This window comes from Flavobacterium sp. (assembly GCF_029945805.1).
Lineage (GTDB): Bacteria > Bacteroidota > Bacteroidia > Flavobacteriales > Flavobacteriaceae > Flavobacterium.
The window spans coordinates 62,421-85,101 of sequence record NZ_JAQSDH010000033.1; the positions used below are offsets into that span (position 1 = coordinate 62,421).

Sequence of the window (22,681 nt, forward strand, 5' to 3'; positions counted from 1 at the left end):
ACGCATAAATTTGTGGTTATTAAAACTAAACATTATGAAAAAATATTTCACAGGCCTTTTTATTGTTGCGACAGTATTGTCTTGTTCTACTAATCCATTCACTGGAAAAAATACTTTGGCCTTAGTTCCAAACAGTGAAATCCTTCCCTCTGCGTTTGCGCAATATGGAACATTTTTAAAAGATAATAAAGTAATAACAGGAACTGCAGATGCCAATAAAGTGGTAAATGTTGGTACAAAAATTAAAGTTGCTGCCGAAAAGTGGTTGAATGCAAACGGGTACCAAGGGTATTTGAAAGATTATGCATGGGAATATAAATTAGTTGAAAGCAAAGAAGTGAATGCTTGGTGCATGCCAGGTGGGAAAATCGTTGTTTACTCCGGAATTCTTCCAATAACTAAAGACGATGCAGGTTTGGCTACTGTTTTAGGACATGAAGTTTCTCATGCATTAGCAAATCACGGTCAACAAAGAATGAGCGCAGGATTGTTACAACAAGCTGGAGCAGGAATAACCCAAGCAGCTGTTGGAAATTCAAGTGCTATGACTCAACAAATAGCCATGACAGCTTATGGAGCAACAACACAATTTGGTGGGATGTTACCTTTTAGCAGAAGTCACGAAAGTGAAGCGGATCAGATCGGACTAACATTAATGGCAATCGCAGGTTATAATCCGGATCAAGCCGTACTTTTTTGGTCAAGAATGTCGGCTGCTTCTGGAGGAAATGCACCACCAGAATTTATGAGCACGCACCCTTCTGATGCCACAAGAATTGCTAATCTTAAAAAATTAGTACCCATTGCAAAAGCGGAAGCTGCTAAATTTGGCGTAACGTTTAAATAATATGTAAATTCCAAAAAAAGATTATATTTGAATCCTGTCTTGTTAAATAAACGAGACAGGATTTTTTATTTTAAAATTATTTCTATGCCAGTACTTCCTAAGGGACATCCAAAATTACTTAACGCCTGGGCTTTTTATGATTGGGCAAATTCGGTTTATAGCTTAGTTATAGCTTCCGCAGTTTTTCCGATTTATTACGAAATGATTTTCAAGGAAAGCGGTCGTAATTATGTTACTATTTTTGGAATGCAATGCAAAGACACTGCTATGATTAGTTTCGTCACCGCATTTGCATTTTTGATAGTTGCGATTTTTTCACCGTTTCTTTCTGGAATAGCGGATTACATTGGGAACAAAAAAGCCTTTATGCGTTTCTTTTGTTATATGGGAGGAATTTCATGCATCACTTTGTATTGGTTTGATATCGATAATTTATTTTGGAGTTATACGTCTTATTTCTTTGGATTAATCGGATTTTGGTCGAGTTTGGTATTTTACAATTCCTATTTACCGGATATCGCTTTTCCGGAGCAACAAGATAGAGTAAGCGCCAAAGGGTTCTCGATGGGTTATATTGGAAGCACCATTCTGCTTATTTTCAATTTAGCAATGGTCATGTTTCCTGATTTTTTCGGAATCGAAACGGCTAAAGAAGCTATGAAAATATCGTTCTTAACAGTGGGAATTTGGTGGATAGCTTTTAGTCATGTTACTTATTATTTCTTGCCAAAGGGGAATAAAAACGATGTAAAATTGACTAGTGATTTTATCTTCAAAGGATTTAATGAGCTAAAAAAAGTTTGGGGACAATTACAACAGAATTTACCTTTGAAACGCTATTTGTACAGCTATTTTGTTTTTATTATGGCCGTTCAAACGGTAATGCTAATTGCTACTTATTTTGGCGCAACCGAAATAAATTGGAAAGATGCTGATGATCCCGCACTAATGGGTATTGATAAAATTTTTCAGGTGAAGCAAACGGGATTGATCATTTGCATCTTATTAATACAATTAGTGGCTGTAATTGGAGCCGTAGTAACCGCAAGAGCTTCAGCAAAATTCGGAAATATAAATACGTTGATTTTTCTAAATGCTTTTTGGGCCATTCTGTGTGGATTCGCTTTTTTTGTTGAAACGCCGAATGAATTTTATGCCACAGCAGGTTTTGTCGGTTTGGTGATGGGGGGAATTCAGTCGTTAGCGCGTTCCACATATTCTAAATTATTACCCGAAACAGAAGACACGGCTTCGTTCTTTAGTTTTTACGACGTAACCGAAAAAGTAGGAATTGTAATTGGAATGACAATTTATGGAACTATTGACCAAATTACCGGCAGTATGCGTAATGCGATACTCTTTTTAGGTGCTTTTTTCATAATCGGATTGCTTCTTTTATTAAGAGTTCCAAAAAAAGCATTGTCATAACTTTAAAAAAAATTATATTTGGCTTTATTTATTAAAAACGACTATGAAAAATATAAAATTTTTAGCTGGGCTATTTTTACTGATTACTGCTTTTATTTCTTGTGATGTTGAGCCAATTGATAGCGCTATCGATTTGGGAGATTTTGAAAACCCAACGAGTGGACCAGCTGTTTTTAAAGCAGATTTTAGCGGTACTACATGGACAGCAACTACTGCACAAGCTAATATCACAACAGCTGGTATTCAATTAACTGGATCTAAAGCAAATGGGGAAAAATTTGCTTTTGCGCTCGAGTCAAATACCGTCGGAACATATCCTGCTAACGCGAATTTCTTAACGTTTACTCCCGCAGGTTCTAGTTTTGGATATTGGTCAATAAATGTTACTAATGCTGCTGAAAATACAGGTTCAATAACTATTTCTAGCATTAATACGGTAGCCAAAACAATTTCTGGAACCTTTAACTTTAAAGGATATTGGTCAGACAGCGCTACTACTGCAATTATCCCTGTTCAATTTACAAATGGAGTTTTTACCAATATTCCTTATGTGTCAGATAGTACACCGCCAGTTGGTGACGATACGTTTTTTGCAAAAGTTGATGGAGTTGAGTTTGTTGAAAACCAAATAGATGTTGCGCTAATTCAAGATGCCACGCCTCAACCTATTCCAGATCAAATCAGCATTGTTGGATCAAAAACAAATGATGATACTGTGGGAATCAATGTAAATCGTACTTTAGGTGTAGGAACTTACGCTATTACAGGCGTATTATCAGATACAGACGTTGTTCGTGGTAGTATAGTTATAAATGACGTGTTGTATAATGCCGAATCGGGATCAATCACTATCGTTTCTAAAACCGCAACAAGAATATCGGGAACGTTTACTATGGGAGTCAAAAACTTCACTACTTCTGCAACAAAAGCAGTTACTGAAGGAACTTTTAATGTAGAGTTACCATAATTAAATTTAAATTTTTAATTACAAATCCGTCTCTCGAATTTCGTATGGCGGATTTTTTTTGTGGCATAGTACTTGACTATTTACGCTATATATCGATAGTATACATTTATTTATCGATTTTAACCAAAATCAAATGCTGGGTATCGATTTTAATGTAAATCCTAAAAAAGATGTCCTACATTTGTAAAGCATCAAACAATTTCTAATGTCATTTTGACCTAATAAAATACCATGTCAAACCGCAATATTATTTCCTTTGACAATTTGTCACTACAAGAATTCGATACTGAAACCGATTTAATTCCTCTTTTAACACCCGAAGATGAGGAAGAAATGAACAAAGAACAACTTCCAGATTCATTACCAATTTTACCATTGCGAAATACCGTTTTGTTTCCTGGCGTTGTGATCCCAATTTCAGCTGGAAGAGATAAATCAATCAAGCTTATTAACGATGCTAATGCTGGAAATAAAATCATTGGTGTTGTTGCTCAAAAAAATGAAGAAGATGAAGATCCAACCAAGAATGATATTTATTCTGTTGGAACGGTAGCCCAAATTCTTCGCGTTTTAAAAATGCCTGATGGAAATATTACTGTTATTCTTCAAGGAAAAAAACGATTTAAAATCGATGAAGTTACTTCTGAATTACCGTATTTAAGTGCAACAATAAAAGAAGTTGAAGAAAAAAGACCAAGAAAGAATGATAGCGAATTCAATGCCATCACCGATTCAGTTCGAGAATTAGCCATTGAAATTATAAAAGAAAGTCCAAACATTCCAACCGAAGCCACTTTTGCGATTAAGAATATTGAAAGTCAATCGTTCCTTATCAATTTTGTTTCTTCTAATATGAACCTTACAGTTAAGGAAAAACAAGATTTGTTGGCGATAAATATTTTGAAAGATAGAGCGCTGGAAACCTTGCGCTACATGAATGTGGAGCTTCAAAAACTGGAACTTAAAAATGACATTCAATCTAAAGTTCGTTTTGACCTTGATCAACAACAACGCGAATATTTTCTGCACCAGCAAATGAAAACGATCCAAGAGGAATTGGGTGGCGTGTCAAATGAGCAGGAAATTGAGGAAATGCGTCAAAAAGCAAAAACCAAAATTTGGGATGAAAAAACGGCCAAGCATTTTGATAAAGAACTAGCCAAAATGCAACGTATGAATCCGCAAGCACCAGACTTTGGCATACAAAGAAACTATTTAGAATTGTTTTTAGAATTGCCATGGAACCATTATTCAAAAGATAATTTCGATTTAAAAAGAGCGCAGAAAATCATTGACCGTGACCATTTTGGTCTAGAAGATGTAAAGAAAAGAATCATCGAACATTTAGCGGTTTTAAAATTGCGAAATGATATGAAATCACCAATAATTTGCTTGACGGGACCTCCTGGAGTAGGTAAAACATCTATTGGAAAATCTATCGCAGAAGCGTTAGGAAGAGAATATGTTCGTATTTCCTTGGGCGGATTACGAGATGAAGCAGAAATTCGGGGGCACAGAAAAACCTATATTGGTGCTATGCCCGGAAGAATTATCCAAAGCTTAAAAAAAGCAGGAACTTCCAATCCGGTTTTTGTTTTGGATGAAATAGATAAATTATCAACAAGTAACCAAGGCGATCCGTCTTCTGCTTTGCTTGAAGTTTTAGATCCCGAACAAAACAATGAATTTTATGATAATTTCCTTGAAATGGGATATGATTTATCAAAAGTGATGTTCATTGCAACTTCTAATAATATGGCAACCATTCAACCTGCGTTGAAAGACAGAATGGAAGTAATTAAAATGACAGGTTATACGATTGAAGAGAAAACGGAGATTGCCCGCAAGCATTTGTTTCCGAAACAATTGAAAGAACACGGACTGAAACCGAAAGATTTAACCATCGGTAGAAAACAATTAGAAAAAATTGTTGAAGGCTATACGCGCGAGTCTGGAGTTCGAAGTTTGGAGCAAAAATTAGCTCAAGTAATCCGAAATGCTGCAAAATCGGTAGCGATGGAAGAAGAATATAATTTGAAAGTTACCGATGAAGATATTGAGCGAATTCTTGGTGCGCCAAAATTAGCTCGCGATAAATCAGAAAGTAATGATGTTGCAGGTGTAGTTACTGGTTTGGCTTGGACTTCTGTTGGTGGCGATATATTATTCATCGAATCTCTGATTTCTGCAGGAAAAGGAAACTTAACACTGACTGGAAATTTAGGAACAGTAATGAAAGAATCGGCGACAATTGCTTTGGAATACATCAAATCAAACGCGGAGCTTTTTGGATTGGCTCCAGAGATGATGTCAAAATACAACATTCACTTGCACGTTCCAGAGGGCGCAACGCCTAAAGATGGACCAAGTGCAGGAATCGCGATGCTGACTTCACTAGTATCACTTCTTACCCAAAGAAAAATCAAGAAAAGTTTAGCCATGACAGGTGAAATCACACTTCGTGGAAAAGTGCTACCTGTTGGTGGAATCAAAGAAAAAATCCTTGCGGCGAAAAGAGCTAATATCAAAGAGATTATTCTGTGCCAAGAAAATAAAAGCGATATTGAAGAAATTAAGCCCGAATATATTCAGGGTTTGACCTTTCATTATGTAAAGGAAATGAGCGAAGTCATTGGTTTTGCGCTTACAAATGAAAAAGTAAAAAACGCTAAGATTCTTTAAGATCGATTTAAAAATAAAGGAAAGGCATGAGTAAAATAACGCTTATGCCTTTTTCTTTGCACTTTTTTCATCCGATATAAAATAATACCTTCGCATTTCCGTTATAGTATATTGCATAAGCCATTTTTTAATGTTTAAAAAAGTAATTTGTATTGGATTTTTTCTGTCTAGTTTGATCGGTTTTGGTCAAATTGGTGGAAAATCAATATACCAGTTTTTAAACTTAGTCACTTCGCCACGGCAGGCTGCTTTGGGTGGAAAAGTAATTACGTTTTATGATAACGATGTCAACCAAGCCCATTTTAATCCGGCGAATATTAATGCCGATATGGATAATAAACTTTCACTAAATTACGGAAGTTTATTTGGAGAAGTAACTTATGGTACAGCATCTTACGCCTATACATATGATCGACATGTTCAAACATTTTTTGGCGGAGTCAACTATGTAAATTACGGAAAATTTGATGGTTATGATGAAAATGGAGTGGCAACATCAGGTTTTACAGGAAGTGAAATTGCACTAACTTTTGGTTATGCGTATAATATTCCTTTTTCTGATTTTTATGTTGGTGCTAATGCAAAATTGATTTCATCTACCTTAGAAAGTTACAATTCCTTTGGAGCCGCTGTTGATATTGGCGGAATGTTTATCGACACACGCAACGATGTGAATTGGGCAATTTCAATAAGAAATGTAGGATTCCAAATCACACCTTATGCGGAAACAAGAGAAAAATTGCCTTTAGAAGTTTTAGTTGGGGTTTCTCAATTAATGGAAAATGTTCCGATTCGTTGGCATTTAACGTTGGAAAACATGCAGCAATGGCAATTGGCATTTTCCAATCCGAATAGGGCACAAGGCGGCTTGGACGGAAGTTCAACTCCTGAAAAACCTTCTGTTTTTGGAAATGCGCTCCGACATGTCATCGTTGGTATAGAATTGTTTCCTGAAAAATCATTCAATTTGAGACTAGGCTATAATTTTAGAAGAGCGGAAGAATTGCGTATTTTGGAACAACGAAATTTCTCTGGACTTTCAGTTGGTTTCGGACTAAAAATGAACAATTTAAAATTCAATTATTCGTATTCTCGATATACACTTGCGGCCAATACAAGTCTTTTTGGCTTAACAATTGACTTTGCTAATAACCGATATTAAACACTTTACTTTGAAAAAAATTACCATTGCCATCGACGGATTTTCCTCCACGGGAAAAAGTACTTTAGCCAAACAATTAGCCAAACACTTGGGTTGCGTTTATGTTGACACCGGTGCGATGTATCGAGCGATTACTTTTTTTGCAATGCAAAATGGGTACATCAGTAAAGATTTTTTCGATAAGCAAACCCTCATCAATGCTTTGCCTTTTATAAAATTGACTTTCGAATTTAATGCTGCTTTAGGTTTTGCCGAAATGTATTTGAATGATGTGAATGTGGAGAAGGAAATCCGGACTCTAGATGTTTCAAACTATGTAAGCTTTGTTGCCGAAGTTTCTGAAGTTCGAGCTAAATTGGTTGAACAACAACAAGAAATGGGCAAAGAGAAAGGAATTGTGATGGATGGACGCGATATTGGGACCGTAGTTTTTCCGAAAGCGGAATTGAAAGTATTCATGACGGCGAGCTCGGAAACACGTGCTCAAAGACGATTTGACGAATTGCAATCAAAAGGCGAAGATGTTTCTCTGGAAGCTGTTTTAAAGAATGTCGTAGATCGTGACTATATTGATACGCACCGTGAAGATTCTCCTTTGGTGCAAGCCGATGACGCAATTGAGATTGATAATTCTTACCTTACTCGTGACGAACAATTCAATGCTGTTTTAGAAATGGTGGCTGACGTTACGAAATCGTTATAAATTTTTGTTTATCTCAATTATAATAGTAGATTTACGGGCTATTTTTTTACAACCACAAACTACTATTATATGAGTATAAAGAACAGATTAATTACCATGAATTTTTTCCAGTTCTTTGTCTGGGGAGCATGGCTTATTACGATTGCAAACTTCTGGTTCGGAACAAAGCAATGGGATGGAACGCAATTTGGATTGGTTTTTGGAACGATGGGAATTGCTTCTTTATTCATGCCTACTTTAACCGGAATTATTGCTGATAGATGGATAAATGCTGAAAAGTTATATGGAGTTCTTCATATTTTATATGCTTTAGTTTTGTTCTATTTGCCACAAGTAGAAACTCCAACGTATTTTATTTACGTAATGCTTTTGGCAATGTGTTTCTATATGCCGACAATCGCTTTGTCAAATTCTATTTCTTACACTGCTTTAAAGAACAGTAAAGATGCCGATGTTGTTAAAGATTTTCCACCCATTCGTGTTTGGGGAACCATTGGTTTTATTGCGGCTATGTGGCTTACTAATCTTTCGGGAAATAAAGCCACGGCCTATCAGTTTTATATAGCTGGAATTGCAGCAATTTTGCTTGGATTGTATTCTTTTACGTTGCCAAAATGTAAACCACAACACGTAAAAGGGGAAAAGTCTTCTTTTGTGGAATCTTTAGGATTGGAAGCTTTCAGATTATTTGGTACATATAAAATGGCCTTGTTCTTTATATTCTCCATGTTTTTGGGTGGAGCCTTACAGTTGACAAATGCTTATGGCGATGTCTATCTTTCTGAATTTGCCAAAGTTCCAGAATATGCTGATTCGTTTGTAGTGAAATATTCTACCATTATCATGTCAATTTCTCAGATATCTGAAACCTTATTTATTTTAGCTATTCCATTTTTCTTAAAACGATTTGGTATTAAACAAGTAATGTTGATCTCCATGTTGGCTTGGGTTTTACGTTTTGGATTATTCGCTTACGGAAATCCTACTGATGGATTATGGATGATTGTAATGTCTTGTGTTGTATACGGAATGGCATTTGATTTCTTTAATATTTCAGGTTCCTTATTTGTTGAAACGAATACGGATTCTAAAATTCGTTCTAGTGCGCAAGGTTTGTTTATGATGATGACGAATGGTTTTGGAGCTATTTTAGGAAGTTATACTTCGGGTTGGGCGATTGAAAAGTTTTTCACGCACGATAAAGTAAGAGATTGGCATACCATTTGGCTTTCTTTTGCGGCGTATGCTCTGGTAATTGCCATTGCTTTTGCTATTATGTTCAAACACAAACACAATCCGAAAGATGTTGCTAGTGTAACGCATTAAAAATTACTACTATTTATATAAAGACCTTTCACTACTAAAATCTTGGTATTGAAAGGTTTTTTATTTCAATACACTTCCAGTCTAGCCCCGATAGCAGTGGCATCCCGAATTTTCGGGATAGAACGGATAGCGGGAATTGCATAGCCTGAAACTGCCCAAAACTTTCGCTTCAAATAAAAAATAATTTTCTTGTTTTATACCCTCTATTTTCTTTTGTTAAATGTTTTGTAGTTAAGAAATTATGTGTAATTTTGCAGACCTTTTGGCGAAGAAGAGTTTCCTTTAGGTATCAACTATTTAAATCTAACACTGTTGTGTTTTTAATCGCATTACGAAACTCGAGAAGCATAGCATACAAATTATTTTACCAGCATGGCTGTATTAAACAAAGAACAAGAAGCGTTTTTAAATGATTTTAACTGGCACAACTATTCAGAAGGAATTGACGCAGTAGACCAAAAAAACTTGGAAGAGTTTGAAAACATGGTTACTAAAACGTTCATTTCAACGGATCAAGAAGAAGTTGTTGAAGGTGTAGTAGTAAGAATTACGGACAGAGACGCCATTGTTGACATTAACGCGAAATCAGAAGGTGTAATTTCATTGAATGAATTCCGTTACAATCCATCGTTAAAAGTGGGTGACAAAGTAGAAGTATTAATTGACATCCGTGAGGACAAAACAGGTCAATTGGTATTATCTCACAGAAAAGCAAGAACTATCAAATCATGGGATAGAGTTATTTCTGCTAACGAAACAGGTGAAATTGTTACTGGTTTTGTTAAATGTAGAACTAAAGGAGGTATGATTGTAGATGTTTTCGGAATTGAAGCATTCTTACCAGGTTCACAAATTGATGTGAAACCAATCCGTGACTATGATGTATATGTGAACAAAATGATGGAATTCAAGGTTGTGAAAATCAACCACGAATTCAAAAACGTTGTTGTATCTCACAAAGCGCTTATTGAAGCCGATATTGAAGTTCAGAAAAAAGAAATTATTGGTCAATTAGAAAAAGGACAAGTATTAGAAGGTGTTGTTAAAAACATTACTTCTTATGGTGTGTTTATTGACTTAGGTGGTGTTGATGGATTAATCCACATTACTGACCTTTCTTGGTCAAGAATCAATCACCCAAGTGAAGTTCTTGAATTAGACCAAAAATTAAACGTTGTAATCCTTGATTTCGATGACGAAAAAACAAGAATTCAATTAGGATTGAAACAATTGAATGCTCACCCATGGGACGCTTTAAGTGCTGACTTGAAAGTTGGAGATAAAGTAAAAGGTAAAGTGGTTGTAATTGCTGATTACGGTGCATTTATCGAAGTTGCTGAAGGTGTTGAAGGTTTAATCCACGTTTCTGAAATGTCATGGTCTACGCACTTGCGTTCGGCTCAAGATTTCGTAAAAGTGGGTGATGTTGTTGAGGCTGTTATCTTGACTCTTGATAGAGATGATAGAAAAATGTCTTTAGGTATCAAACAATTGTCTCAAGATCCTTGGACAGATATTACGTCGAAATATCCTATCGGTTCTAAACACACAGGAATCGTTAGAAACTTTACTAACTTCGGTATATTCGTTGAGTTAGAAGAAGGAATTGACGGTTTAGTTTATATCTCTGACCTTTCTTGGACTAAAAAAATCAAACACCCATCTGAATTTGTAAACGTAGGAGACAAATTAGATGTAGTAGTATTAGAATTGGATGTTGACGGACGTAAATTATCTTTAGGTCACAAACAAACAACAGATAACCCTTGGGACAAACATGAAGATTCTTACGCTGTTGGAACTATCCACAACGGAACGATTTCTGAAATTGTTGACAAAGGAGCTACTGTAGATTTCGGAGATGATGTTGTTGCGTTTATTCCAACACGTCACTTAGAAAAAGAAGATGGTAAAAAATTGAAAAAAGGAGAAGCAGCTGACTTTAAAGTTATTGAATTCAACAAAGAATTCAAAAGAGTTGTAGCATCTCACACAGCTATCTTTAGAGAAGAAGAAGAGAAAAATGTTAAGTCTGTTGCAGAAGCAGTAAGCTCTAACAATAATGCTCCCGCTTCAACTTTAGGAGATAATAATGATATCCTTGCTGGATTAAAAGCAAAAATGGAAAAAACAGAGAAGAAAAAATAATTTTCTAATTTGTTAATCAGTAAAAGTCCCGAGCAATCGGGACTTTTTTTTGTGCTTGATTTTTGCTGAGTTGGGTAAATTAAAATGTTAAATTTTCCCAAAAAAGAACTTATTGAAAAACCATAATCGTTTTCATAGCGTAAATGACCCAATAACTTTTAAATTATACCGTTATGAAAACTAGAAAATTTTTATCAACTGCATTCCTAGCATTGACAATCTTCGCAACTACATTTACATTTGCACAAAAAGAAAAAACCGTTATGGTTGGTGGCGCGGCCATGTATCCGTCAAAAAACATTATTGAGAACGCGGTAAACTCAAAAGATCATACCACATTGGTTGCTGCGGTAAAAGCTGCAGGATTGGTTGAAACTTTACAAGGAAAAGGGCCATTCACCGTGTTTGCTCCAACAAATGCTGCTTTTGATAAATTACCAAAAGGAACAGTTGAAACTTTATTGAAACCAGAAAACAAAAAAATGCTACAAACCATCTTGACTTACCATGTTCTAGCAGGAAAAATGAATGCTTCTGATATTGCAGTTGCAATTAAAAAAGGTGGTGGTAAAGCTACTTTGAAAACGGTTAGCGGAGGAACACTAACAGCTTGGATGAAAGGTTCAGCAGTTTACTTGACAGATGAAAACGGTAAAAGTGCTAAAGTTACTATTGCTGATGTTAACCAATCAAACGGTATTATTCACGTGATTGACGCAGTAGTTACTCCAAAAGCATAATTTATATACTTGTACTTCGAAACTATTTAGTGTAAAATTGAAAAGTCTCCCATTTAGGTTAGGAAGACTTTTTTGTTTTTTAGTTTAAAACGCTACTTGCTATATTCTTCTATCTCTTCAGCGCAAAATGCCCTCTGTATTCCTTTCCATCTTTTCGTGTAACGACATACCAGTAATCGTTTGAAGGCAGTACTGCACCATTGTATTTTCCATCCCATGAAGTAGTGTTATTCAATGTTTTTAACAACTTACCATAGCGATCAAAGATTATTACTTTTAATCCCGGTTCAAGATTAGAAAATTTAATGGCCCAATTGTCATTATAACCATCACCATTTGGTGTGAAGAATTTTGGTGCATCTAATAAATATACCTCTTGTGTAGTAATTCCGCAGCCATTTATATCACGCACATATACCGTATAAATACCGCTGTTTAATCCGTTAAATATATTACTTGTTTGATAACTTATTCCATCAATAGAAAATTCATAGTTACCAAAACCATTTATATTAACTGTTATTGTATTGTTGTTATCACTCCAGTCATGTATTTCAATATCATTAATGGTTGCGGCATTTGAAGCAACAACAATAAAGTTTTTTGTTGCCGAACAACTTATACTTCCATAATTTTCAGTAACCATTACCGAATAATCTCCATCTTGTGAAACAGTAATGGTTTGTGAAACAGCGCCAGTAGACCATAGGTAACTATCAAATCCAAAACCTGCATCGATAGTCACCTGACTTCTTTCACAAAGCGCAATAGTATCAGGAATCGTTATAACAGGTTTTTTTATCAAAGTCAAATCTAATTTTACAATTTTATTGCAGCCATCTGTTGAAGTGATTCTGATATAGATAGTATGCAGTCCAGTTGTAAGATTATAATTTGAAGTGGATGTAATCTGATTAGTATTGCTTTGATTGGTAGCTCCTAATAGTGAAGTATAATATTCAAATGTAAAATTTGTAGCATTTGATATTAAATTGGAATTTAAGTTCGTTAGGTCAATCAATTCCGAACCATCATTCAAATCATCACAAAATGTTTCGGTATAATCATTTGCATTTAACGAATTTATTAATGTAACAGTAACAGATAAACGACCAACACTTTCACAATTAGAAAGGGTTTGAGTAGTATAATAAATTGCTCCATTTGCCAATGGTGTTGTGACTGGAATTGGACTTGTAGCCGAGATACTGCTGTACCAACTCAAATTACTACCTGTACTATCAATGTCATTGACTGTAGGATTTTGACTCGAACAAAAAATTTGCATTGCATTTCCGATTGGAGTTGCTGTGTTTTGGATATTTATTAAAACAACCGCCCGTAAACTCTCGCAAGTAGAAACGGTTTGTGAAGCATAATAGTTTGTTCCGTTTGCTAAAACTGTTGTTGAAGGAAGTAAGTTACCGGCAGTTGCCGCATCATACCATTTTATATTTAAACCACTTATGGCGACAGAACTCAATGTGGCATTTTGTTGAACGCAAAAAGTTTGTGGAGACGTTAATGTTGGTGCAGCAACCGAATTGACAGTTGTGGCAATAGAAGCTCTGTTGCTTTCGCAACCATTACTTGTTTGTGTGAGATAATAGGTGGTGTTGTTCTGTAAAACAGTATTTATTGGCAAACTACTAGTGTCAGTAAGCGAAGCATACCATTTTATATTTTGCCCAGTTGCAACCAAATTTGAGATTGTTGCATTATCGCTTTCGCAAAATACCTGATTGGCACTACTCGGAGCAATTGGCGCCGAATTAATGGTTACCGCCACATTCAATCGCTGCGTACTAGACGGGCAAGTGCCATTTTGCCTTGAGGCGTAATAGTTTTGTCCGCTAACTAATGGTGTGGTGCCCATCAGTTGAGTTGTAGAAGTTGCGGAACTGTACCATTTTATCGAATTTGAATTTGGTAGCAAATTACTTACCGTTGGATTTTGTGAAGAACAAAAAGACTGAATAGCACTTCCTACGGGCGTTGTTATATCACAAGGACCAAGTTTTAATGTAAAGCGTGAACCAAACTGATTGTTAGTGGTTACCGGAAAAGTACCTGACGATGGATCAAAATCGGCTGTAGAGTGGAAATTACCGACATAGTACTGATTATCATTTTTGATTTTAAAATCGGTAAAATAAAAATTAATGCAGTTACCGTTATAATCCCCAAGTTTGAAAGCGTTGTCGAAGTTTCTGCTTGGGTCAAGTTTGATATAAAAAGCATCTCGTCCACTGCCGCCACAATTGTAATTAATGATAAAGCTGTTACTTGACGGATCGGCATCAAACGCATTAATAAATTCACCTACTATGTAAGTATTATTATTGGTGTCAAATTCAATTTTGCTGAAAATGAAATAAGGATATCCATTCAAAGCAGGAAACCTTTTTACGTCTAAGAAATCTCCGTTGCTTGTTAGCCAAAGGACATATCTTCCCGGAGGAGTATTTGATACGGCAGGTCCAGGATCTACATCTATTGGAATTCCACTAGAAACATTTCCGCCGCCGCCGCCAATGATGATATTACCCACATTATCTATATTGAAGGTTTCAGGATATTGGTTTTGCAGAAATTTTTGCCAGATGATAGTGCCGTCAATTGTACTGAGCTTAAACACATTATAGCCACTGATGCCAGTGCTTGGATAGTCACCATTGGAAACCGTTAGTACAGGATTTTGGGTTATATCGATCTTAACCCTTTCATGATTTATGTTCAAAAAACCGACATTAAATTTTTTTCCAAAAACAATAGTTCCGAAATTATTTATCTTTAGTAAAAAAGAATCACCACCCATATTGAAATTCAATTGCGGATTTACCGCATCAATTTTTAAACGACTTTTGTAGGAACCACTAATAAATATAGTATTTTGATTGTCTAGAGCCAAAGACGAAGAGGAAAATACGTCATACTGATTTGGATTGTCTAGGTTAGTCATCTTTTTAGTCATTAAGATGTTTCCCTGAGGATCAATCTTAAAAATTGTAATGAACTTTTGCATAAAAGTGGTGTACTCATAAATATCTGCTAAAAGATAAATATTGCCGTCTGTACCTATTTCGATATCGACAGCTCTGTCCATAGTTCCAAATATGCTTCCGAACGTTTTTCCCCATAAAAAATTACCGTTGGTATCCAGTTTGGTTAGAAACAAACTTGTTTGATTTGTAGTTTGGGTATTGTCTATGATCTGGGTTCCACTGGTTGGGTCAATGTCAAAAAGTGTTTCATAGATCATTCCGAAAGTATAGCTGTTCTCATTGCTATCTACGTCAATCGAACTGGCATTATCACCGCTAAAGTAACTTCCTTCAAATGTTCTTTCCCATTGAAAATCCTGCGAAAACAAATTGATTTGCGAAAAGAATAACAGAAGAATGAAAGTATAGTTTTTTTTCATAGAAAATACTCAGTTGCCAATTTTGACAGATCAAAATTAATTATAAATTTGTCTAAACTTTTCGGTTCTTTCTATTATCGGGGCTTTATATAATTGTTTTATTGTCTCAAACTCGCACCAACTTCAGTTTCTAAATGCTTCTGAATCTTATGCATTATTTTGTCAATCTGTTCGTCGGTTAAGGTTTTTGTATTGTCCTGCAAAGTGAAACTCACAGCATACGATTTTTTACCTTCCGGAAGATTTTTACCTTCATAAACATCAAATAAATTAATGTCTTTTAGTAATGATTTTTCAGTCTGGCGTGCAATATTGTATATAGAATCAAAAGCAATAGTATTATCAACCAAAAGCGCTAAATCTCTGCGAACTTCAGGATATTTCGGAATATCTACAAACTTGATTTTGTTGTTGATTAATTTCAGAATCATATTCCAATTGAAATCGGCAAATACTACTTCTTGCTTGATATCAAATTGTTTTAAAATGGATTTCTTTACGGTTCCAAATTCGACCAAAACGTCATTTCCTGAAGCAATGGCAATTCCTTCTGCAAAAACGTCTGATGTAGCGGGTTTATTTTGAAGTTTACAAAGTCCTAAACGACTTAAAATCGAATTTACATAGCCTTTTAACAAAAAGAAATCAGAAGGTTTTCCAGTATTTGTCCAGCTTTCTGCAGTTCTATTTCCAGAAACGAACAACGTTAAATGCTTTGGTTCATCATAACCCGAAAGTAATTTATGGTATGTTTTTCCGAATTCGAATAATTTCAAATCTCCATTTCTTCTATTGATGTTATACGAAACGGCTTCTAATCCCGAGAATAGCATCGATTGACGCATGGCTGCTAAATCGGTACTTAACGGATTTAGTATCATTACATTTTGCTCTTCTTTCAATACTTCCGACAACTTAACATAATCGGCAGTCGTCAATGAGTTCGCCATCATTTCATGGAAGCCTAAAGAATTCAATTGTGTAGCAACAATATTTTGTACTTTATAATCTTCAGTTCGTGCCGAATTGGCCACGGTAGCGTTTAATTTTTTGGTAAAATTGATATTGTTGTATCCATAGACACGAAGGATTTCCTCAACAACATCCACTTCGCGTTGCACATCTACTCGATACGATGGAATGATTAATCCCAAACCAGCATCAGATACGCTGTTCACTTTGATATCTAATGAAGCCAATATTTTCTTGATGGTTTCTTTCGGTAATTCTTGTCCAATTAATTTAGACGTTTTATCAAAATGCAAAAACACTGGAAAATCTTCTATTTTCTTTGGATAAAGATCAACAATGTCAGATGTGATTTCGCCACCAGCTACTTCTTTAATTAATAAAGCCGCACGTTTCAATGCAAATTCGGTAATGTTTGGATCAATTCCTCTTTCAAAACGGAACGAAGCATCCGTATTTAAACTATGTCTTTTCGCTGATTTTCTAATGCTAATCGGATTAAAATAAGCACTTTCTAAAAATATAGAATTGGTAGTGTCTGTTACAGCCGAATTTTTCCCACCAAAAACACCCGCCAAACAAAGCGGTCCTTTTTCATCACAAATCATTAAATCTTCTTCGCTTAAGGTACGTTCAACATCATCAAGTGTTGTGAATTTTGTGCCGGCAGCGACTGTTTTTACAGTGATTTTCCCGTTAATTTTTGAAGCATCAAAAGCGTGTAACGGCTGTCCTAAATCGTGCAGAATATAATTGGTAACGTCAACAATATTATTTTTTGGAGTAAGACCAATGGCTTTCAAACGGTTTTGCAACCAAGCCGGAGATTCTTTCACAGAAATACCAGAAATAGTCACACCACAATAGCGGGGCGCCAATTTACTATCTTTCACATCCACATCAATCTTAAATGTTCTTTTATCAATTCGGAACGTGGAAACTGATGGCGTGATCAATTCTATATTGCTATTTTTTTGCAACATATGAGCACGCAAATCACGCGCAACTCCATAATGTGACATGGCATCTGCACGGTTGGGTGTCAATCCAATTTCGAAAATTTCGTCGTTTTCTACATTAAAAACTTTGGCTGCGGGCGTTCCTGCTTTTAGTTTGTCGTCCAAAATCATGATTCCGTCGTGGCTTGTTCCTAGACCTAATTCGTCTTCGGCACAAATCATTCCGTGGCTTTCCTGTCCGCGGATTTTTCCTTTTTTAATTTCAAATTCAATACCGTCTTTGTCAAACAATTTGGTTCCGATAGTCGCTACAGGCACTTTTAATCCTTTAGCCACATTGCTCGCACCACAAACAATCTGAACCGGAATTCCATCACCAAGATCAACTGTAGTAATACTCAATCGGTCCGCGTCAGGATGCTTTTCGCAAGTCAAAACATGACCCACAACTATGCCTTCCAAACCGCCTTTTACCGATTGATATTTTTCAACTACTTCTACTTCCAAACCTAAATCGGTTAAGATAGCTGCCGTTTCTTCTGATTTTAAATCTATTTTAATGAATTGTTTTAACCAATTGTATGAAATCTTCATATATACCTACTATTTTAACGACTGCAAATATAATCAATGCTACTGGCAGAAGGAAGGATTTATTGTGTTTTTTATATGAGTTTCGGTATGTTTTTGTATCAGTAGCGGAACTATTATATAATTTAAGATATTATCCTCCCGCTATCCGCGCTACACGATAGCCAGCTCCTATCGGGGCTACAGAGAACGTTATTCTTTATCTTTATGTCTAAAAAAAAAGAATACCCGGAAGCCTAGCATTTATTCGTCATCCTCAAATTTTAAAAAATGGTTCATTTGTTATTTTTTACCCAATAATTTAACAATTCCATAAATATCTCAAGTCAAAGTTGAGAATATGAAAATTTAGTGCTATCAGTTGACCGATTTATGCTATCCGAATGCTATTGGTAAGACTACATTTGAAAGAACAAATATAAATAAACGAGTATGAGCAATGTAGCCCAAAGACCTGATTTTAAGGCAAAGTATGATAATTATATTAACGGAAAGTTTGTAGCGCCGGTTAACGGAAACTATTTCGATGTGTTTTCTCCAATTGACGGAAAAGTATTTACGCAGGCAGCACATTCATCCAAAGAAGATTTGGAACTCGCTGTTGACGCAGCGCATAAAGCATTTGAAACATGGGGAAAAACTTCGGTAACTGAACGCAGTATTTTATTAAACAAAATTGCTCAGGTTCTGGAAGACAATCTAGCCTATTTGGCAGCGGTTGAAGCAGTTGACAATGGTAAGCCAATCCGTGAAACTACTTATGCAGATATGCCGCTGGCAATAGACCATTTCAGATATTTTGCAGGCGTAATTCGTGCTGAAGAAAGTTCAATTGCCGAACTTGATGCCAATACAGTTTCTATAGCTTTAAGTGAACCTTTGGGCGTTATAGCACAAATTATTCCGTGGAATTTCCCGATACTAATGGCAGTATGGAAACTGGCTCCTGCATTGGCAGCAGGAAATACGGTGGTACTGAAACCAGCTGAAAGTACACCAATTTCAATTATGGTAATGATGGAACTTATTGGCGACTTACTGCCTCCGGGTGTTATTAACATTGTTAACGGATTTGGTGCCGAACTAGGAAGAGCATTAGTAACCAACAAGAAAGTTTCTAAAGCGGCCTTTACGGGTTCAACTACAACGGGACGTCTGGTAATGCAGTACGCTACGGAAAATATAATTCCGGTAACGCTGGAACTTGGCGGAAAATCTCCAAATATTTTCATGAAATCTGTAGCAGACGCCGATGATGATTTCTTTGATAAAGCCATTGAAGGAGCGGTTATGTTTGCATTGAATCAAGGAGAAATTTGTACCTGCCCGTCCAGACTGTTAGTGCATGAAGATATTTATGATAAGTTTATCGCTAAAGTTATTGAACGTACTGAAGCTATTGTAGCCGGAAATCCATTAGATATGGCAACCATGATTGGGGCACAAGCTTCACTGGTACAGAAAGAAAAAATTATGGCATACATCAAATTAGGTAAAGAGGAAGGTGCTGAAGTATTAACAGGTGGTGACGAAAATGTTTTCGATGGCGATCACGTAGGCGGATATTATATCAAACCAACTATTTTCAAAGGGAATAATAAGATGAGGATTTTTCAGGAAGAGATATTCGGACCGGTACTGGCCGTTACCACTTTCAAAACTACAGAAGAAGCTATCGCTATTGCCAATGATACCATTTACGGATTAGGTGCCGGATTGTGGACCAGAGATGCACACGAAATTTATCAGGTTCCAAGAGCGATTCAGGCCGGAAGGGTTTGGGTAAATCAATACCATTCTTATCCTGCGGGTGCTCCGTTCGGAGGATACAAACAATCGGGAATAGGTCGTGAAAATCATAAAATGATGTTAGGCCATTACCGCCAGACTAAAAATATGCTGATTTCTTACGATAAAAAGAAACTGGGTTTTTTCTAGTAGTAATAGTAATTAATTGTTGGGTGAGAAAGGCATTGGTTGTAAACCGTGCCTTTTTTTAAATATATAGTGCATTATAATTTATTAATAACAGAAAATCATGACAAAGCGATTAGCTGCTACACAACAGGCAATTGACCTCATTCATATATTAAAGGAGAAGCACGGCGATCTGATGTTTTATCAGGCTGGCGGATGCTGTGAAGGAACGCAGCCACAGTGTTTTGAGAAAGGCGGATATTATCAGCGGATGGGTGACGTTTGTATCGGAACTATTGAAGATACTGAATTTTGGGTAGATAAAGACTTGTTTGAATACTGGAAACACGCGCACTTTACATTAAAGGTTATCGATGCTTTTGGCGTCGGCGGATTTTCATTGGAAACACCATTAAAGAAAACCTTTCAAATAGAATACCGGATTTTTACGGACGAAGAAGAAAAGGATTTGGAACCTGTCAAATATATAGAATAATCAGTTTATGTGAAGCAACTGATACTGCTTTGGTGTAATACCTTCATATTTTTTAAACAATCTTGTAAAATAATTAGCATCTTCAAATCCCGACAGATAACATACTTCATTAATTTGAATGGCTGGGTTTCTGAGTAGTTTTTTGGCGCATTTAATTTTCTCACTTAAAACGAATTCTATAGGGCTCATGCCTAATTCCCTTTTAAAAAAACGGTAAAATGAAGTTGTACTCATACACGCTTTATCGCTTAAATTTTTAAGATTTATATTCTCTTTCAGATTTTGTCGGATGTATTCCACAACTTCCGTAATCGGATTGCTGGGATTATTGAGAATGTTATCATCTATTGATTTTATGGTCTGCGTCTGAATAATTCTGATGAGTAATTCCTGCAGCGTAAGATCGGCTAGAGCGTCTTTTGTAATCGAAGTGCTCATACATTCTTTAATCAGTTTATTGATGGTCGCAGCGAGATCTACATTGTTGTAAAAAAAATAATTCTGATAATTCAGCTGCCAGTACATATCGGTTCCTTCTTTCGGATAGCGTTCATTCAAAAAATTCAGCGTATCCGTAATTTTATACTGGTCGATTGCCAATGCCAGGCATTGTGTTGGATTGTGTTTAGTAGCTTCCGGGAAATCAATCTTCATTTCTACATTGGACGGAATTACAACCGTTTCACCAGGAAGATAATCAAATCCGGGTTCATCAAAAAGGTGCATCACTTTTTTACCACGAAGCATGCTGGTTACAACCAGATCATTAAACTTCAGCGGAACCAACTGCGATTCCTGATACGTCTCAAAAAGATTCAGTTCGCAATTATTCAAAGAATAGACCGTTCTGTTTTCTACTAAGGTTTTTAGTGATTTTTCAGTAGATAATTGCGGTTTGGCAAGCAGCGTTCTTTGTGGGTTCATAGCAGAAATTATAAAGAATTAAATTTATGAAAAAAAACCACAAATCATCCACAAACATATAATATAATTTACAAAAAAACTAAAGCAGTTCCTCAACATGTTTCTTAATGTTCTCTGCAATTTTGTGTGTCGGTAAATCATTCTCATCGCCACCAAACGGATCTTCAATTTCTTCGGCAATTAATTCTAAACTCGCCAGCACATAAAAGATAAAAACCACTACCGGTGCAGTGTAATATCCCAAACTAAAAGAATAGCCAAACGGCAAAGTCATCACATAAAAGAAAATAAACTTTTTGATAAAAGCGCTGTAAGAGTAGGGAATAGGAGTGTTTTTGATTCGTTCACACGCACCACAAATATCAGTAAACGATAGAAGTTCGGCATTCAGGATTATCAATTGGTCTCCTGTGATTTTCTTCTCGTTGTAAAGGTGATTAATTTTAGCAAACATCTTTTTGGCAACCTGATTGGGTTTGTGCTTGTGATGATCAATTTCTAAATCGACATCGTCAAATAACTGTTTGCTCGTATCTGAATCGTTTAAATGTTTGTCTAAGATGCACGCATAATTTGGAATCATTTGTCTAAAAAACTTCTTATCGACATCATCCTGCAGAATAGCTGAAAGTTTCAATGCCAAATTTCTGCTGTTATTAACCAAAGCGCCCCATAATTTACGACCTTCCCACCAACGGTCATAAGCAGTATTGGTTCTGAAAACCAACAATAATGAAATCACGAAACCCAACATTCCGTGCATTATGGTAATATTTTTTAAGTAACTCTTCTCGCCAATTTTCCAAATCTCGACTTCGGCAAAGCCAATAAGTGCCGAATAAAGTCCAATAGCAAGCATTATAGGAAATAAAGTTCTGAAAGTATCCGCTTTATGAAAACGGAATATAAAAGTGAACCAGTCTTTAGTGTTGTAGGAAACCATTTTGAATTGTTAGATTGGGTCAAAAATACAAAAAGATGTTTATCAATTCAATTGAGAACCATAGACGACATGGTAATTTTACCACGCTCTCCATTCTTCTCTTATATCAAAATCTTTATCAAGTTAAAAACCTGTGCTTTTTGATCTAATAAAAACTAAGTTTCATTGTGTTGGTTTTTTTAAAAAATTACTGAGAACCTTCTGATTCTTCCAGTCAGATGCGAAGTTCGGAACGAATTATTTTCTGTTAAAGATAAAAATTATTTCGAAACGTGAGCTTACCATTAAACTCGCAATTGGGAGAAACAACTGGTACCTGAGGTTGCTACGACTAAATGTTCGAGTCCACCTTTCAATGCAGGATTCTGTCAACTTCAATTTCATTTTTTGAAATGATTGTTTAAAAGATAATATCTTCACGAGATTAGTGACTAATAGTTATTACAAGCACTAAT

Annotated in this window: 15 protein-coding genes; 11 read left to right on the forward strand and 4 right to left on the reverse strand. The window is 35.9% G+C overall.

Annotated features, from left to right (window positions below; genetic code table 11):
• Positions 1-34: 34 nt before the first annotated feature.
• From PSU83_RS07670 to PSU83_RS07710, 9 genes are all read left to right on the forward strand, one after another.
• Positions 35-847, forward strand: coding sequence for a M48 family metallopeptidase (locus tag PSU83_RS07670; RefSeq protein WP_300588525.1), 813 nt, complete (start codon positions 35-37; stop codon positions 845-847).
• 84 nt (positions 848-931) lie between these two features.
• The gene (locus PSU83_RS07675) at positions 932-2,275 is read left to right on the forward strand and encodes an MFS transporter (RefSeq protein WP_300588527.1); all 1,344 of its coding nucleotides are present in this window, start codon (positions 932-934) and stop codon (positions 2,273-2,275) included.
• Between the two features lie 43 nt (positions 2,276-2,318).
• Positions 2,319-3,242 carry a DUF6252 family protein gene (locus tag PSU83_RS07680; protein ID WP_300588529.1) on the forward strand — a complete coding sequence of 308 codons (924 nt, stop codon included), beginning with the start codon at positions 2,319-2,321 and terminating at the stop codon, positions 3,240-3,242.
• Positions 3,243-3,473: 231 nt separating this feature from the next.
• Entirely contained in the window at positions 3,474-5,924 is a 2,451-nt protein-coding gene (gene lon, locus PSU83_RS07685) for an endopeptidase La (protein ID WP_300588531.1), read from the forward strand.
• Between the two features lie 130 nt (positions 5,925-6,054).
• Positions 6,055-7,086: a type IX secretion system protein PorQ gene (gene porQ / locus PSU83_RS07690; RefSeq protein WP_300588534.1), complete on the forward strand. Its 1,032-nt coding sequence runs from the start codon at positions 6,055-6,057 to the stop codon at positions 7,084-7,086.
• Between the two features lie 10 nt (positions 7,087-7,096).
• Entirely contained in the window at positions 7,097-7,789 is a 693-nt protein-coding gene (cmk, locus tag PSU83_RS07695) for a (d)CMP kinase (protein WP_300588536.1), read from the forward strand.
• Between the two features lie 69 nt (positions 7,790-7,858).
• Entirely contained in the window at positions 7,859-9,115 is a 1,257-nt protein-coding gene (locus tag PSU83_RS07700; RefSeq protein ID WP_300588538.1) for a nucleoside permease, read from the forward strand.
• 372 nt (positions 9,116-9,487) lie between these two features.
• On the forward strand, positions 9,488-11,263 hold the full coding sequence (rpsA, locus tag PSU83_RS07705) for a 30S ribosomal protein S1 (RefSeq protein WP_300588540.1): 1,776 nt from the start codon (positions 9,488-9,490) through the stop codon (positions 11,261-11,263).
• Between the two features lie 173 nt (positions 11,264-11,436).
• Positions 11,437-12,003 (forward strand): fasciclin domain-containing protein, encoded by a 567-nt coding sequence (locus PSU83_RS07710; protein WP_300588542.1) that lies wholly within the window; start codon positions 11,437-11,439, stop codon positions 12,001-12,003.
• Between the two features lie 109 nt (positions 12,004-12,112).
• Here PSU83_RS07710 and PSU83_RS07715 read toward each other — a convergent pair whose 3' ends face one another.
• The gene (locus PSU83_RS07715) at positions 12,113-15,427 is read right to left on the reverse strand and encodes a T9SS type B sorting domain-containing protein (protein ID WP_300588544.1); all 3,315 of its coding nucleotides are present in this window, start codon (positions 15,425-15,427) and stop codon (positions 12,113-12,115) included.
• Between the two features lie 98 nt (positions 15,428-15,525).
• A complete protein-coding gene (pheT, locus tag PSU83_RS07720; RefSeq protein WP_300588546.1) occupies positions 15,526-17,949 on the reverse strand; it encodes a phenylalanine--tRNA ligase subunit beta in 2,424 nt (807 codons plus the stop codon).
• Positions 17,950-18,378: 429 nt separating this feature from the next.
• Between pheT and PSU83_RS07725 the strand changes: the two genes are divergently transcribed.
• Both PSU83_RS07725 and PSU83_RS07730 read left to right on the forward strand, forming a co-directional pair.
• Complete coding sequence (locus tag PSU83_RS07725; RefSeq protein WP_300588548.1) at positions 18,379-19,884, forward strand: aldehyde dehydrogenase family protein; 1,506 nt, start codon at positions 18,379-18,381, stop codon at positions 19,882-19,884.
• Positions 19,885-19,984: 100 nt separating this feature from the next.
• The gene (locus PSU83_RS07730) at positions 19,985-20,359 is read left to right on the forward strand and encodes a DUF779 domain-containing protein (protein WP_300588550.1); all 375 of its coding nucleotides are present in this window, start codon (positions 19,985-19,987) and stop codon (positions 20,357-20,359) included.
• Here the strand turns inward: PSU83_RS07730 and PSU83_RS07735 are convergent, their stop codons facing one another.
• Together PSU83_RS07735 and PSU83_RS07740 are read right to left on the reverse strand one after the other, a co-directional pair.
• The gene (locus PSU83_RS07735) at positions 20,360-21,283 is read right to left on the reverse strand and encodes an AraC family transcriptional regulator (RefSeq protein WP_300588552.1); all 924 of its coding nucleotides are present in this window, start codon (positions 21,281-21,283) and stop codon (positions 20,360-20,362) included. It abuts the gene before it with no gap.
• 79 nt (positions 21,284-21,362) lie between these two features.
• Positions 21,363-22,226: a bestrophin family ion channel gene (locus PSU83_RS07740; RefSeq protein ID WP_300588554.1), complete on the reverse strand. Its 864-nt coding sequence runs from the start codon at positions 22,224-22,226 to the stop codon at positions 21,363-21,365.
• Positions 22,227-22,681: the final 455 nt, after the last annotated feature.

Excerpts from the sequence above, each read along its gene's own strand:
- PSU83_RS07740 (WP_300588554.1), bottom strand. The coding sequence starts at position 22,226 with ATGGTTTCCTACAACACTAAAGACTGGTTCACTTTTATATTCCGTTTT.
- PSU83_RS07700 (WP_300588538.1), top strand. The coding sequence starts at position 7,859 with ATGAGTATAAAGAACAGATTAATTACCATGAATTTTTTCCAGTTCTTT.
- PSU83_RS07710 (WP_300588542.1), top strand. The coding sequence starts at position 11,437 with ATGAAAACTAGAAAATTTTTATCAACTGCATTCCTAGCATTGACAATC.
- lon (WP_300588531.1), top strand. The coding sequence starts at position 3,474 with ATGTCAAACCGCAATATTATTTCCTTTGACAATTTGTCACTACAAGAA.
- PSU83_RS07715 (WP_300588544.1), bottom strand. The coding sequence starts at position 15,427 with ATGAAAAAAAACTATACTTTCATTCTTCTGTTATTCTTTTCGCAAATC.
- PSU83_RS07670 (WP_300588525.1), top strand. The coding sequence starts at position 35 with ATGAAAAAATATTTCACAGGCCTTTTTATTGTTGCGACAGTATTGTCT.
- rpsA (WP_300588540.1), top strand. The coding sequence starts at position 9,488 with ATGGCTGTATTAAACAAAGAACAAGAAGCGTTTTTAAATGATTTTAAC.
- PSU83_RS07725 (WP_300588548.1), top strand. The coding sequence starts at position 18,379 with ATGAGCAATGTAGCCCAAAGACCTGATTTTAAGGCAAAGTATGATAAT.
- PSU83_RS07675 (WP_300588527.1), top strand. The coding sequence starts at position 932 with ATGCCAGTACTTCCTAAGGGACATCCAAAATTACTTAACGCCTGGGCT.
- PSU83_RS07735 (WP_300588552.1), bottom strand. The coding sequence starts at position 21,283 with ATGAACCCACAAAGAACGCTGCTTGCCAAACCGCAATTATCTACTGAA.
- PSU83_RS07730 (WP_300588550.1), top strand. The coding sequence starts at position 19,985 with ATGACAAAGCGATTAGCTGCTACACAACAGGCAATTGACCTCATTCAT.
- pheT (WP_300588546.1), bottom strand. The coding sequence starts at position 17,949 with ATGAAGATTTCATACAATTGGTTAAAACAATTCATTAAAATAGATTTA.
- PSU83_RS07680 (WP_300588529.1), top strand. The coding sequence starts at position 2,319 with ATGAAAAATATAAAATTTTTAGCTGGGCTATTTTTACTGATTACTGCT.
- porQ (WP_300588534.1), top strand. The coding sequence starts at position 6,055 with ATGTTTAAAAAAGTAATTTGTATTGGATTTTTTCTGTCTAGTTTGATC.